Source organism: Actinomyces gaoshouyii, assembly GCF_002076915.1.
In the GTDB taxonomy this organism is placed as follows: Bacteria; Actinomycetota; Actinomycetes; order Actinomycetales; family Actinomycetaceae; genus Actinomyces; species Actinomyces gaoshouyii.
The window spans coordinates 2,162,373-2,174,774 of sequence record NZ_CP020468.1; the positions used below are offsets into that span (position 1 = coordinate 2,162,373).

Sequence of the window (12,402 nt, forward strand, 5' to 3'; positions counted from 1 at the left end):
CCCACCACTGGGTGGGACCAGCCCCCGTTCGTCCTAGAGCTGCTCGCCGCAGTAGTTGCGGCGGCCTTGACGCCCTCCTGTTGGTCGGTGTCACCTGGCCATCTCCCCCTCGTGCCCGCTGGACGGGGGGGGCTGCGCCCCGTCCAGCGGCCTGTGAGCGCTCACGCCCGGGGGGTGGGGCCCTGGCACACCTCGGAGTAGCGGCAGTAGGCGACCGGCTGGCCTACCGCGCGGCGGATAGCGGCCAGCGCCATATCCCAGACCGTCGGGGAGGTCTCGCCGGTCAGCCGCTCCAGGTCGGCGGACTCCACGTGATCGACCGTGAGCTCACCACTGCCATAGCGGCGGGTCTCGGCCAGCACGGTGCCGTCCTGGGCCACGAACACCCCGCGGTAGCGGAAGCGGCTGCGGGTGGGCCTGCCGGACTCGTCGCGAGCGGCGTGCCAGGCGATCTGCGCCCACCGGGCCAGGCCACCGGCATCGGCGGGATCACCGCCCGCGCGACGCATCCACTCAGCGGCCTTGATGATGAAATAGGGGTGAACGGCGTCAACATCGCTCATGATAATTCTCCTTCTAAGAATCGGGGGCGGGGCTGTGGTATTCGCAAATGCTTGAGAACTGCGGTAGTGCTGCTGCGGGAGGTAATGCCGTGGCTGGCGCCCACCTGCCGTCGGATCCGCGAAGGTTCAGGTTCTCGTTGAAGCTGCTCGCTGCCGATCTCCTGAGTACTGGGGTTCGAGGTCGTAGACGCCAGTCTCGGCGTTGAGGCGGTGCCGCTCGAAGATGTCCTCTTCGACCAGTCGGGCTGCTTGCCGTCCGATCGGAGAGTCGACGCCGTCACCGATGTACGTCCCCGGGGCGGTGTCGAGCGTGACCCGCGGGCCCATGATCCACACCGTCGCCCCGGCGTCTGCGTGGACCGTGCCGGCCCAGGCGTAGACCGTGGTGCCAGGACGCGCCCTGACCGAGCCGTCGGCTCCGTACAGGTGGGCTGTCGTCCCCTCGTGCAGGTCAGCCCCTGCCTGGTCGTGGACGTCCACGGTGGAGGCGTAGGCGTGCACGCTCGCCCGGCCACGTGCGATCAGACGCGCCCCGTCTCGAACCTCGAAACGCCCTTGGGAGCGATCCGAGGTACGGCACACGCTCCCTCCCCTGACAGTCACGACCGCCGCGGTGTCCGGCAGGTAGACGTTGTAGGCGGGATGCTCGACCTCGACCACGTCGTCGGGGCCGAAATCACGCCCACCGGTATGCATGGCATAGTCGATCGCTGCCTGGGGTATCGCGCGCGCCCCTTCAGGGTGGGCGATCCGCAGGGTCACGGCCTCCAGGCCTGTCAGGTTCGCCGCCGGCGCGGCGGGTGCGTGGGTGGTCCAGCGCCCGTCAGCGCCGCGGGGATGGGCTCGCTCGTCGAACACGCTCACGCCTCCTCCTCCCCAGTGGCGGGCTGAGTTTCGCGCCCACGGGTGGAGGCGGTCAGTGCCGCCGCCCACAGGTCGTCCGCACTTGTCGGGTGGGAGGCCAGAAGGTCGCACACCGCATCCCGTCCCTCCTCGTCAGCGGCGTCGAAGGGCGCGAACAGGGCAGTCGTGCCGTCGTCCTCGACGGCCTGCCCCCACCGGTCTACTGCTCCCAGCACCCCTCCTGGGTAGTCATCCATCGTGCGGCGCGCCCATGCGGCCGCACGCGGAGAGTGCGTCCGTGCCCGGACTCGGGGGACTCGGCCACCGCCATCGGCCTCACGCAGCTCGGCCAGTGCGTCCCACGCGTCGCGGCGCGCGCTGCTACGGCCGGGCCCGTTCAGCGCTGCCTCGACCCTGCCTGTCGCCGTCGCCGGGTCTGCTGCCGGCGCTCCCTCAGTCCCGGCCCACAGGCCGGTCCCCTCGACAAGGGCGCCGTCGTCGCGGTGGATACTGCTCGGACGTGCCATCCGCGCCTTCCTCAGCAGGTCGCGTGACGGGCGGTGCCGTGCGTCTGGCCACTCCTGGCGCACCCTGTCTGCGAGAGCCTCCTCCTCACGCCAGGTCAGGCCCCGCCCCAACTCCTCCTCCCGGGCGCGCCTCAGGCCAGCGAGGGCCGACAGGGCTCGGCGGTCGGTCGAGCCCAGGCTGGTGTGGCCCTGGGAGCGTGCCAGGGTCCTGGAGACGACCTGGCGGATCGGGGCCAAGGGGATGCGTCCCCACCCGTAGGTCTTGCCGATCTCCAGGCAGGCGTTCTGAACGACCTCGTCGACATCGGATGTGTCCCCTACCCGGTGTTGCTGTTTCAGCACCATCGAGGCGACGACCCGAGAGAGGTTCTGCCCGTCGATCATGCGCGCCGACTCCGGCTCCTCGAGGGATGCCGTAGGCGGCCCAGGCGACCTGACATCAAACCGTCCCGCGCTGTCGCGGCTGACCAGGCTCTCGTCGAAGGTGCTCATACACGGTCCTGTACGGCGCCGTGCCCGCCCTTCTCAGGGCCGCGTGCTGGGCTACTCGCCTCCTCCATCCCAGGTCTGTCCGGCCTCGACGTGCCAGGCATCCAGGAGCCCGGCGTCGGCCAGAGATGTCACCAGGCTGACCTCCGTGTAAGGGTCGATCGGGTGGACTTCCTCCCCCTGCGGTAGTGGCACATCCGTGTACGGCGCGTGACATGCCGCCAGCACGTACAGAGGCAGGTCACTGGTCCACTCGGTCACCTCGGTGACCGGCCGCCTGCCGCGCGCGGAGAGGGCGAACCTCTCCGAGTCGCTCATGGCGGCGACCCGGTGGGGGTCTAGCCGGTCGTGGCCGGCAGCGATGAACGCCAGGGCCAGGTGTCGGCGTGCGGCGAAGGCCGCGTGGTCACCGGCCGCACCCTCGGACAGGTAGGCCGGGTCGAGTGTCCCTACCGCCTCCTGGGGCGTGTCGAACAGGACCAGACTGTCGTCCTGGTTGTTGCGCAGAGCGATGAAGTAGTGGGTGTCGGGGATGTTCTCCCCGACCTGGATCGTGGCGGCCATATGGGCGCTCCTCTCTGGAGAGTTGTGTTGCTCCCAGTGGTGCGCGGCAGGTGCAGACGCCGGCACGTCATGCGCTGCTCTGCACCCCGCAGAGCGTGGTGGCACACCTGCCATGGGGTTGTCACAGGTCCAGGTTCTGCACCGTGTTGGAAGAAGAGGACCTCCGGTGGTTTCTCGCCTGGCTGACGGCGAACTCGTGGGCGGCTCGGGCCGCTCCCCTGAGCTCGATCACTTCCCCTCCTGGGTCACCGAAGCCTCCTTCGTTCTCCAGTCGCGAGGGAACTTCGTCATCGGTCCCGACGGCGTCATCGAGGCTCGGGGTGTGGGCGGCGATCTGAGCGGCGGTGGGCTCGGGACGCGAGCAGCGCGGCACGCCAGCGGAGAGCAGGTGCTCACGCAGCTGCTCGGTGGTGGCGAAGTATCCCTTGAGCACCGCCGGGGCCCTGCCCTCGAACTCGGCGACGCCGGTGCCACGGGCCGCAGTCTCGTCGGCGCGGATCCACTCGGGCACGCGGGGTACGTCTCTCGGGTTGCTCAGTGCGAAGCCTCGGGCGGACTCGGAGGGGTTGGCTCCCCACAGGACCCGGTGGGAGAGGTTGGCCTTGAGCGGGCCGTCGAAACCGGTCTTGGCCTGAGCCATCTGGGTGGAGATGACCACTCGAAGACCTGCGAAACGCATCTCGGCCGGGATGGTGGCCACGCGCTTGATGAGGGTCTGGGTGACCAGATTCTTGTTCAGCGCGTCGATGACCAGCGGGTGGTCCTTGGGGATGCCCTTGGGAACCGGCTCTAGCATGAACAGGGCCGTGGCCTCGTCAATGACGATGAGCACCGGGGCGGGTCGCAGGTGCACAGGCAGATCGGCGACCTTCTGCGCGTGGTGCTCCTTGAGCAGGCGGGCAATGGCTTGGCCATGCTCGTAGACCAGGTCGAGGGCGGTTAGTGCCTGCTCCTTCGAGTCGCACCCCCACCCACCAGGTCGGCAGAAGTCCTTGCACCACAGGAAGTCCACTGCCTTGTGTGGGGCATCGATGACCACGAGCTCCCAGCCGCGCAGCAGGGCGCCGGTGATGATGGCGTTGACTCCCACGGACTTGCCGCTGCCGGCGGTACCGGTGGACAGCATGCCCGGGACGTCATCGAAGCCGATCGCGAGCTCGCGGTTCGGGGTGCCCCCGGAGCCGAGGGCGAGGCCGAGAGGGATCGACCAGGTGTCGTTTGTGGGGGCGCCCCACGGGTAGAGGGCCCGGTCAGGGAAGGTGGGTAGGGCGCCGGCACGCACCTGCATGGTCAGGGCCTGGGCGTTAATCGTGAAGTACCAGCCCGGTCTGCCGATCGCCATCGTGACCGCCTCGTTGATGCGGAGGTCGTGTCGGGAGGCCGAGTAGGAGGCTGGCAGGTGCACGTCGAAGCCGCCGTCGACCTTGTGGACCTGGACCTGCCAAGGCTTGACACCGAGTGCCGTGGCGAGCGCTTCACGGGCTCGTAGCTCATCGGAGTCGAGACGTTCCATGATGGCCTGACGCAGGTAGGGGTCGAACTCGGTCATGACCCACCCCTCGCCGGGGTAGCGCAGGTCGAAGGCCTCGGCGAGCAGGGTGGCCTGCCTGTCGCCGTCGCCGGGGCGTACGTCGGCGGGTAGCTGCGCGCCCTTGCGACCGTCACGCTCGACGATGGTGGTCACCATATCAGCGGTGACGAAGTAGGCCTTTCCTGCCTCGACGTCGATACTGGCGAGACTCCACTGCTGTCCCTTGAGCTCGCGTACCCGCGCCTCCAGTCTGGCCTGGTCACGGGCAGGGTCAAAGCCTCCGGGCAGGGCGACGGGGAGCATCTTTCCGGTCATGACGGTTCCTGGGAGCGCCGCGGACGAGTCAGGGCCGATGTGCTCACGAGGCGCTGCCGTCCACCACTGAGGTCGAGCGCACTCGACCTCAAGGAGACGCACATGGCTGACATGGCTGAACCGGATACCCCCGCCCCCGCTCCCACGTCGGTGCGACGCCGACACGTCGTGCTCATCGCCCTGGCGGGCGCGACCGTGGCGTTCGACATCGCCGAGCTCGCCGTCGCGCTGCGGGTCGGGCACATGACGGGGCTGGCCCTTTGGGCGTTGGCCCTGACGATCGCCACCGTCGTCACGGCCTACGCCCCGGTCGAAGGAGGGGTCCGGTGACGGCCATCGACTGGCGTGACGGGCCCGTCGAGTGCGTTGGAGGCTATGGGCGCCAACTGCGCCCCAAAGGCGCCAAGGAAACGGGCAAGTGGGCAGGCACCGTCGCCCACAAGGCACGTCGCCTGTGCGCCACGTGCTACGAGCGCCAGCGCGAGCTCACCTGCGAGCCGCAGCCGTACCGGATGGTGTGGCGCTGGCAGATGCTCGCCGACGCGCCCGTGCTCCACCAGGAGTACGAGGCGATCGCCGACCTCATGGACGTCCTGCGCGAGATGGGGTGCGTGCTGGCCGCCAGGCCGGCACGGCGCCGTGTGGTGCACGGGGCGACCCCGTTCATGGAGCTCGACTACCGCATCCGCGACTGTACGCCGGCCGAGCGGACGGTGCTGGCACCCCCTCAGCCAGACACGCCGGCGGGTGGGACCGACGTGGCAACGGTGGTGACGGCATGAGCCTGACCATCACCGACCTGTTCTGCGGGGCGGGAGGATCGTCGTCCGGCGCCGTCCAGGTGCCCAGCACGCAGGTTGTCATGGCCGCCAACCACTGGCGGCTGGCCGTGGACACCCACCAGGCCAACCACCCGGGCACAGACCACGACTGCGCCGACCTGTCCCAGGTGGACCCACGCCGCTACCCGGCCACGGACGTGCTGTGGGCCTCCCCGGAGTGCACCAACCACTCCCTGGCGCAAGGCGTCAGCCGTCTGCGTCAGGCCGAGGCCCGCCGCACCGACCTGCTGGGGCTGCTCGAGGCCGGCGCCGTCCTCCCCGACGACGCGGCGATGCGCAGTCGGGCCACCATGTGGGACGTCGTCCGTTTCACCGAGCACCACCGCTACCGGGCGGTCATCGTGGAGAACGTCGTGGAGGCGGCCTCCTGGGTGCTGTTCCCGGCCTGGCGCGCCGCCCTGGGCGCGCTCGGCTACGAGTTGCGGCTCGTGTGCCTCAACTCGATGCACGCCCACCAGCATGGTCTGCCGGCCCCGCAGTCGCGCGATCGGCTCTACGTGGTCGCGTGGAGGCGCGGCGAGCGGGCGCCCGACCTGGAGCAAGTGGTCCGCCCCTGGGCCTGGTGCCCGGACCACGGGTGGGTGCGCGCTATGCAGGCCTTCAAGCGCCCCGACCAGCACGTGGGCCGCTACCGCTCCCAGTACGTCTACCGGTGCCCCCAGGTGGAGTGCCGTAACCGGGTCATCGAGCCGCCGACGGTACCTGCTGCCAGCATCATTGACTGGACCGACCCGGGCGTGCGGATCGGCGACCGGAAGCGGCCTCTGGCGGACAAGACACTCCGGCGCATCCGTGTCGGGATCGAGCGGTACTGGTGCGGGCAGTGGGCGCCGGCCCTGGCCGTCCCGGTCGAGGGCCGCGGCGGGAAGACCCCGGACACGGTCGCCCAGGTGCTGCGTACCCAGACCACGCGGCGCGAGACCGCCCTGGCCATGGCCCCCCAGCACGCCTCGCCCTCTAAGGGATGGGCGCTGCACCCTTTCATCGCCGAGCTGCGTGGGGGCGGCTCGTGCGTGCGTGCCGTATCGGACCCGCTGGCGACGGTGACGGCCTCGGGCAACCACCACGGCCTCGTGACCTCCTACTACGGGACCTCCTCGTCGGCCGCGCCCACCTCGGACCCGCCGGCCACAGTCACGACCCGTGACCGCCACGGGCTCGTCACCGCGCCTGCTCGGACCATCACCACGGCCGGGCACCAGTCGCTCCTGACGGGTCAGACCATCGAGGTTGACGACGTGCACTTCCGAATGCTCACCCCCGGTGAGATCACCGCCGCGATGGCTTTTCCTTCCGGTTACCGGATTCTCGGCACCAAGAAGGAGCAGGTGAGGCAGGCCGGCAACGCCGTCACCCCACCCGCTGCCAGAGACCTTATCGCGGCGGTCGTCGAGGCGGTGACGTCATGAGATTCCGACCGAAACGAACGGCAGCAGTTCCTTCCACCTGTCTTACTCCCGAGGAGGACCACTGATGGCATTCGATATCACCAGGACCCGCACCAGCCGGGGTGCGGTCAAGTGCGACACCTGCCTGCGCCCCCGACCACGGCGGCGCGCAGACCGACCCGTGGGGCGCCCGCACCGCCGAGCCCCCGTTCTGAGCCAGCAACCCATAAGCCATACGCAACCCTTATAGGAGCGCCCCCGTGAGCACCACCTCCACCCCCACCGCCGCGGCCGTGGTCGCCGCCGCACACGCCAGCACAACCGGACGGTGAAGCAGCCATGACACGCCACGTCACCACCCGCCAGCGCACCAGCAGAGGCAAGGTCCGCTGCAACCACTGCGGACGCACCATCGCCAAGGGCACCTCCTACGACGAGGAGCACCTCGTAGACATGGGCACCATCTACACCCTGCGCTGCTGCCCCGCCTGCGTCGCCGCCTTCCTATGGGCGCAAGACCCCCACATCGAGGAGGACATCGACCTCCACGAGTGGTCTGGCGACCTCCTCAGCCTCGACAGCTACTACACCCCGTACACCCTCTTCCACGAGCTCAGCGCCCCCGCCGTACGCGACAGGCACGACTACATCGCCAGCCTCTACCGGCAGCTGGGCGAGGCCGCCACCCAGGCCGAGGAGTGGGACCGCACGGACCCCGACCCGGAGACCGTCGCCGCCTTCATCTGGCGCATGCGCACCAGCCCCGCCATGCACCCTCAGGGGGTGAAGGAATGAGCCGCTACTACGAGGACGAATGGGCGACGGTGTGGGCCGGTGACTGCCTGGATGTCATGCGGGCCCTACCCGCCGGGTCGGTGGACGCGGTGGTGACCGACCCACCCTACGCCCTGTCCTTCATGGGTAAGAACTGGGACCACCCGGCCACACTTGGCCGAGGAAACGAACGTCGGGGTGTGGAAGACGCGGGCCTCCAAACCTTCCAGGAGTGGTGTACCGCGTGGGCGTCCGAGTGCCTGCGGCTCCTGAGGCCTGGCGGGTACCTGACGGCTTTCGGCGCGCCCAGGACCTGGCACCGCCTCGCCGTGGGCGTGGAGGACGCCGGCTTCGAGATCCGCGACTCGATCGCCTGGCTCTACGGGCAGGGGTTCCCCAAGTCGCTCGACGTCGCCAGGGCCATGACCACCTCCGGTGAGAACAAGGGACTGGCCAGCCACGGCGTGGAGCTCGCTGGCCAAGCGCGCCCCTGGCAGGGGTGGGGAACGGCTCTGAAGCCCGCACATGAGCCGATCCTGGTGGCCCGCCGCCCCCTGGACGGTACGGTCGCCGACAACGTTCTGGAGCACGGGGTCGGGGCGCTGAACATCGACGCCTGCCGGGTGTCCATGAGCCAGACCGGCGCCAAGCAGGCCGGAATGGACCCAGAATCCTATGAGCGGCGCCCGGGGGTGAGTCTACGACTGTCGACCGATCCGCTGCCCCTGAGGCCCGTCCTGGCTCACGAGGCAGGACGGTGGCCGACCAACGTCGTCCTCGACGACACCGCGGCCACCGAGTTGGACGCGCAGTCCGGCGAATCGGCCTCGCGGCGGGGCCGTCCCCGCACGGCGGCACCCGGGGCAGGCTGGGGCATGCGCTCAACGGGCGCCGAGTACGACGACGCCGGCGGTGCGTCCAGGTTCTTCCCCACCTTCCGGTGGGAGCCCAAGGCACCCTCCTCGGAGCGCCCTAGCTCAGGCGGCGTGCAGCATCCCACCGTCAAGCCCCTGGCCCTCATGCGCTGGCTCATCCGCCTGGTGACTCCGCACGGCGGGCTGATCCTCGACCCGTTCGCCGGCTCCGGCACCACCATCGAGGCGGCCCTGCTCGAGGGGATGCACTGCGTCGCCGTCGAGCGCGAGGCCCAGTACCTGCCGCTGATCCGCCAGCGCATCGACCGCGCGCGAGAGGTGCCCATGGACCTGTGGGGAGGCGACGGCTCGTGAGACGCGTCGTACTCGACGTGCCCAGGAGCTTGTGGATGAGCGCGAACCGTCCGGTGACCAATCATGCCCACCGTGCCCGGATCGTGCGCGACCTGCACACGCTGGCCGCCTTGGTCGCCCGCCGGTCGGCCCTCGGGGTGGTGGGTGAGCCCTGCTCAATCATCTGGGAGATCGCCTACCCCAAGGGCACCGGGGTCAAGGCGGACCCGCCCAACGCCGCGCCCACGATCAAGGCCGTCCTGGACGGGCTCGTAGCCGCGGGGTGCCTGTCGGACGACAACCCGGATGTCGTCGTGGCTCAGACCTTCGTCCGTGCTCCCAACACGAGGGTGCGCGGCCTTCACCGGATCACCATCACCTTCATCGAGGAGACACCATGAGCCCTACTTTCCCGACGCTCCTCTACGAGGACGACGACCTGACCGTCTGCGGCGTCCTGCTCGCCCCCGACACCGACGCCGCCCAGAACGACGTCATCACCGCCGACATCCCGAGCTACCTCGACCAGTGGGAGGACGACCGCATCGATCCCGACCAGGCGCCGGTACCCACGACCTGGTTCATCCGGCGCGGCCTGTGGGTCTGGGAGGACGACCTCAACGTGCCCGGCATCAGAGGCCGGCAGATCCTGGTACCGGCTGACCCCGAGCAGGACAGCGCGTTCCCTGCTGTCCTGCTCGACCGGTACGACCCGTGGCACAAGGTCTGCGCGCACCACCCCGGTCTGCAGGCCGATACCGGCATCCTCAACCCCACGACCCCGAACGGCTATCCCTACACCTACCTGTGTCGGGACTGCGCCAGCAGGCACCGGGCACAGCGCGACGCCTGGAACGAGACGTTCCTGCGGCCGCTGGGCGCTGGTCTGCCCTATGGCGTCATCACCGGTCTCCTTGAGGCCGGCCCTACCGGGCGCCTCGTGCCAGACGAGGCTGACGGCCTGAGCACCGAGGATCTTAACGCCCTGCCCATCGGGGCCCATATCTCCTGCCGGGGCAGTACCTGGGAGCGCGTGCCCTACGACGTCAGGATTCCAGGGGGCATGTGGGACGACGCCCAGGGATGTGTCACTGGGCAGCAGTTGGCCCAGGACGGCCCGGTCCACCTGCTCGTCACCTACCGGGAGGGCGCGTCATGACTCCCAGGAGGGCCCAACGCCGACGCGTCCACACCCGCGCCCAGGCGCAGGCGCGTGCGACCGAGCTGTTCCGCCAGAAGCCCACCAACGACCTCCTCGGCCAGGTGATGGCCGAGGTGGAACTGCGCGGCCACGACCTCATGTGCTGGTGCCCGCCCGACGCCCCGTGCCACGCCGACGTCCTCCTTGAGGTCGCGAACAGGGAGCCCGTGTCATGAGAATCCGCACCATCAAGCCAGACTTCTGGCGCAGCGATGACATCGCCGCTCTCAGCATCGAGGACCGTCTGCTGTTCATCGGCCTGTGGTCCTACGTGGACGACAACGGCGTCGGTCGGGACGAGCCACAGCTCATCCAGTGCGACCTGTTCCCCCTCGACCCACTCAATGAGGGCTCACTGAGGGTTCACGGAGGCCTCACACGGCTCTCAGAACGAGGCCTCATCACCCGGTATGCGGGCCCCGACGGGCGCCGCTACCTCCAGATCAACTCCTGGGACAGGCACCAGCGGATAAACCGGCCGTCCAGGCCACGATTTCCCCGTTATGACACCGAAACCTGCACCCTCAGTGAGGGCTCACTGAGTCCTCACGACAGCCTCGATGAAGGCTCATCCCCGGAACAGGGAACAGGGAACAGGGAACTAGGGAACAGGGAGACCCCCCATACCCCCCGAGGGGGCGAGGGTGATGACGCGACCAACCTCGCGGTCGCCTCCGCTGCCCGCGGCGGGCCGCGGACAAGGACCGAGCGTGAACCGGAGGGCTTCGCCGAGTTCTACGACATCTACCCCCGCCACGTCGCACGTCGCACCGCCGCCAAGGCGTACGCCAAAGCCCTCTCCCGGGCCACACCCGAGACCATCCTCGCCGGGGCCAGGCGCTTGGCGGCCGACCCGAACCTGCCCGAGAGCAGGTACATCCGTTACCCCGCCACCTGGCTCAACGCCGACGGCTGGAGAGATGACCCCATGCCACCGAGGAATGATCACCGCCGTGACGGCGGCCAGGCGTACTTCGACCTCGCCGCCAGACTCGCCCAGGAAGGAACCTGACCGTGCCTACCGCACCGGCCGTCGCCCTGGCCCTCGGGGTCCTCACCGACGCAGGAATGCTCAGCCCGCTCGATGGCGACCACGCCGAGGCCCGCACGCGTTCATGGCACACGCTCCTGTCCGAGGACATGACCGACAAGGTCCTCGCTACGGCCGTCCGGTTGTTGGCCGCGGGCGACATCGAGATCTACGGGCAGGTCAAGGTCTCGGACGTCAACCGGGCCGCCAGACGTGTCCGTTCCGAGCGGGTGCGGGACTGGCGCCAGAGGCACTCACTGCCAACCGGGCGCAGGACGCCGTTCCAGCAAGCTGCCTACCTACGCGGATTCCTGCGGGCAGTGGGTGACGGCCTTGACGAGGTGCAGGCCGACCGTCACGGCCGAGCAGCGATGGCACAGGCCGAGCAGGTCGCTTCCGCAGAACCTGGCACTCCGCTGTCCGAGGTTCTGGCCCGCATGGACACGGCCCTCAATGCCGGCCGGTTGCCGTGGGCCCGGACGCTACCGCCAGCGAGGCCCGTGGCTGAGATCGGCTGCGAGCCCGAGGCTGCTACCGGAACTGAGACCGGCGCCGCCAGAGCACGGGCGGTGCTCGCCGCGTTGACGAGCACCGCAGAGCCACCGTGATCCCCTCTCAGGCGCCCTCAAACGCCCCCACAGGCTCTCTCTGGCCCCCTCCTGGCCCGGGGACGCTGAGAGGCCGTCAGATCGGCGTATACGCGTTCAGCCATCCGGCTGGCGCGGTGTCCTGGGCCGTGCGTCAGCGACCGTCTCGTCCACCCACTACTGGAAGTAGCAACCCAGCCTGAGGAGACACCATGCGGCTCATCAACAGCACCCCCCACGCTCTCACCATCGTTGATGGTCAGGACCACCCCGTCCTGACCATCGCCCCGTCGGGCGACATCGCCCGGGTCGTCTTCAAGGACCTGGGGCAGACCCAGGTCGAGGTCGACGGCCTGGAGGTCGCCATCAACCTCGGTAAGCAGGCCACCGACGTCATCGGTGTGCCCGAACCCCACGACGGCGTCCTCGTCGTCGTGAGCCGTGTCGTGAAGGCGGCTCTGCCTCATCGGGGCGACATAGTCGTACCCGACGACCTCGTCCGTAACAGGTGGGCCGCGTCATCGGCTGCCGCCGCCTGAG

Annotated in this window: 16 protein-coding genes; 11 read left to right on the plus strand and 5 right to left on the minus strand. The window is 69.4% G+C overall.

Going from position 1 to position 12,402, the window contains the following annotated elements:
* Nucleotides 1-161 precede the first annotated feature (161 nt).
* The 5 genes from B6G06_RS09120 to B6G06_RS09140 form a co-directional block, all read right to left on the minus strand.
* A complete protein-coding gene (locus B6G06_RS09120) occupies nt 162-563 on the minus strand; it encodes a hypothetical protein (protein WP_081171949.1) in 402 nt (133 codons plus the stop codon).
* Nucleotides 564-689: 126 nt separating this feature from the next.
* A complete protein-coding gene (locus B6G06_RS09125; RefSeq protein WP_125898915.1) occupies nt 690-1,427 on the minus strand; it encodes a hypothetical protein in 738 nt (245 codons plus the stop codon).
* Nucleotides 1,424-2,425 (minus strand): hypothetical protein, encoded by a 1,002-nt coding sequence (locus B6G06_RS09130; protein ID WP_081171951.1) that lies wholly within the window; start codon nt 2,423-2,425, stop codon nt 1,424-1,426. Before B6G06_RS09130 ends, B6G06_RS09125 begins: the two co-directional genes overlap by 4 nt.
* A 51-nt stretch (nt 2,426-2,476) precedes the next feature.
* The gene (locus B6G06_RS09135) at nt 2,477-2,986 is read right to left on the minus strand and encodes a hypothetical protein (RefSeq protein ID WP_081171952.1); all 510 of its coding nucleotides are present in this window, start codon (nt 2,984-2,986) and stop codon (nt 2,477-2,479) included.
* A 121-nt stretch (nt 2,987-3,107) separates the two neighbouring features.
* Nucleotides 3,108-4,832 carry a hypothetical protein gene (locus B6G06_RS09140; RefSeq protein WP_081171953.1) on the minus strand — a complete coding sequence of 575 codons (1,725 nt, stop codon included), beginning with the start codon at nt 4,830-4,832 and terminating at the stop codon, nt 3,108-3,110.
* A gap of 102 nt (nt 4,833-4,934) precedes the next feature.
* On the opposite strand from B6G06_RS09140, the gene B6G06_RS09145 reads away from it, so the two are divergent.
* The 11 genes from B6G06_RS09145 (at nt 4,935) to B6G06_RS09195 (ending at nt 12,401) form a co-directional block, all read left to right on the plus strand.
* Nucleotides 4,935-5,162 carry a hypothetical protein gene (locus B6G06_RS09145; protein WP_081171954.1) on the plus strand — a complete coding sequence of 76 codons (228 nt, stop codon included), beginning with the start codon at nt 4,935-4,937 and terminating at the stop codon, nt 5,160-5,162.
* Nucleotides 5,159-5,614 (plus strand): hypothetical protein, encoded by a 456-nt coding sequence (locus B6G06_RS09150; RefSeq protein WP_081171955.1) that lies wholly within the window; start codon nt 5,159-5,161, stop codon nt 5,612-5,614. The genes B6G06_RS09145 and B6G06_RS09150 overlap by 4 nt, the downstream gene beginning before the upstream one ends.
* Nucleotides 5,611-7,083 (plus strand): DNA cytosine methyltransferase, encoded by a 1,473-nt coding sequence (locus tag B6G06_RS09155; protein WP_081171956.1) that lies wholly within the window; start codon nt 5,611-5,613, stop codon nt 7,081-7,083. The genes B6G06_RS09150 and B6G06_RS09155 overlap by 4 nt, the downstream gene beginning before the upstream one ends.
* Nucleotides 7,084-7,401: 318 nt before the next feature.
* A complete protein-coding gene (locus tag B6G06_RS09160; RefSeq protein WP_081171957.1) occupies nt 7,402-7,857 on the plus strand; it encodes a hypothetical protein in 456 nt (151 codons plus the stop codon).
* Nucleotides 7,854-9,065 carry a DNA-methyltransferase gene (locus B6G06_RS09165; protein ID WP_081171958.1) on the plus strand — a complete coding sequence of 404 codons (1,212 nt, stop codon included), beginning with the start codon at nt 7,854-7,856 and terminating at the stop codon, nt 9,063-9,065. Before B6G06_RS09160 ends, B6G06_RS09165 begins: the two co-directional genes overlap by 4 nt.
* Before the next feature lie 35 nt (nt 9,066-9,100).
* A complete protein-coding gene (locus tag B6G06_RS09170; protein ID WP_081171959.1) occupies nt 9,101-9,445 on the plus strand; it encodes a hypothetical protein in 345 nt (114 codons plus the stop codon).
* Nucleotides 9,442-10,203: a hypothetical protein gene (locus B6G06_RS09175; protein ID WP_081171960.1), complete on the plus strand. Its 762-nt coding sequence runs from the start codon at nt 9,442-9,444 to the stop codon at nt 10,201-10,203. The genes B6G06_RS09170 and B6G06_RS09175 overlap by 4 nt, the downstream gene beginning before the upstream one ends.
* Nucleotides 10,200-10,421, plus strand: a complete 222-nt coding sequence (locus tag B6G06_RS09180) for a DUF4326 domain-containing protein (RefSeq protein WP_081171961.1) — start codon at nt 10,200-10,202, stop codon at nt 10,419-10,421. The genes B6G06_RS09175 and B6G06_RS09180 overlap by 4 nt, the downstream gene beginning before the upstream one ends.
* Nucleotides 10,418-11,257, plus strand: coding sequence for a hypothetical protein (locus B6G06_RS09185; protein ID WP_081171962.1), 840 nt, complete (start codon nt 10,418-10,420; stop codon nt 11,255-11,257). The genes B6G06_RS09180 and B6G06_RS09185 overlap by 4 nt, the downstream gene beginning before the upstream one ends.
* Before the next feature lie 2 nt (nt 11,258-11,259).
* Nucleotides 11,260-11,883 carry a hypothetical protein gene (locus B6G06_RS09190; protein WP_081171963.1) on the plus strand — a complete coding sequence of 208 codons (624 nt, stop codon included), beginning with the start codon at nt 11,260-11,262 and terminating at the stop codon, nt 11,881-11,883.
* A 191-nt stretch (nt 11,884-12,074) separates the two neighbouring features.
* Nucleotides 12,075-12,401, plus strand: coding sequence for a cupredoxin domain-containing protein (locus tag B6G06_RS09195; protein ID WP_081171964.1), 327 nt, complete (start codon nt 12,075-12,077; stop codon nt 12,399-12,401).
* Nucleotide 12,402: the final 1 nt, after the last annotated feature.

Excerpts from the sequence above, each read along its gene's own strand:
- B6G06_RS09135 (WP_081171952.1), bottom strand. The coding sequence starts at position 2,986 with ATGGCCGCCACGATCCAGGTCGGGGAGAACATCCCCGACACCCACTAC.
- B6G06_RS09155 (WP_081171956.1), top strand. The coding sequence starts at position 5,611 with ATGAGCCTGACCATCACCGACCTGTTCTGCGGGGCGGGAGGATCGTCG.
- B6G06_RS09180 (WP_081171961.1), top strand. The coding sequence starts at position 10,200 with ATGACTCCCAGGAGGGCCCAACGCCGACGCGTCCACACCCGCGCCCAG.
- B6G06_RS09130 (WP_081171951.1), bottom strand. The coding sequence starts at position 2,425 with ATGAGCACCTTCGACGAGAGCCTGGTCAGCCGCGACAGCGCGGGACGG.
- B6G06_RS09160 (WP_081171957.1), top strand. The coding sequence starts at position 7,402 with ATGACACGCCACGTCACCACCCGCCAGCGCACCAGCAGAGGCAAGGTC.
- B6G06_RS09145 (WP_081171954.1), top strand. The coding sequence starts at position 4,935 with ATGGCTGACATGGCTGAACCGGATACCCCCGCCCCCGCTCCCACGTCG.
- B6G06_RS09140 (WP_081171953.1), bottom strand. The coding sequence starts at position 4,832 with ATGACCGGAAAGATGCTCCCCGTCGCCCTGCCCGGAGGCTTTGACCCT.
- B6G06_RS09170 (WP_081171959.1), top strand. The coding sequence starts at position 9,101 with ATGAGCGCGAACCGTCCGGTGACCAATCATGCCCACCGTGCCCGGATC.
- B6G06_RS09120 (WP_081171949.1), bottom strand. The coding sequence starts at position 563 with ATGAGCGATGTTGACGCCGTTCACCCCTATTTCATCATCAAGGCCGCT.
- B6G06_RS09165 (WP_081171958.1), top strand. The coding sequence starts at position 7,854 with ATGAGCCGCTACTACGAGGACGAATGGGCGACGGTGTGGGCCGGTGAC.
- B6G06_RS09175 (WP_081171960.1), top strand. The coding sequence starts at position 9,442 with ATGAGCCCTACTTTCCCGACGCTCCTCTACGAGGACGACGACCTGACC.
- B6G06_RS09185 (WP_081171962.1), top strand. The coding sequence starts at position 10,418 with ATGAGAATCCGCACCATCAAGCCAGACTTCTGGCGCAGCGATGACATC.
- B6G06_RS09195 (WP_081171964.1), top strand. The coding sequence starts at position 12,075 with ATGCGGCTCATCAACAGCACCCCCCACGCTCTCACCATCGTTGATGGT.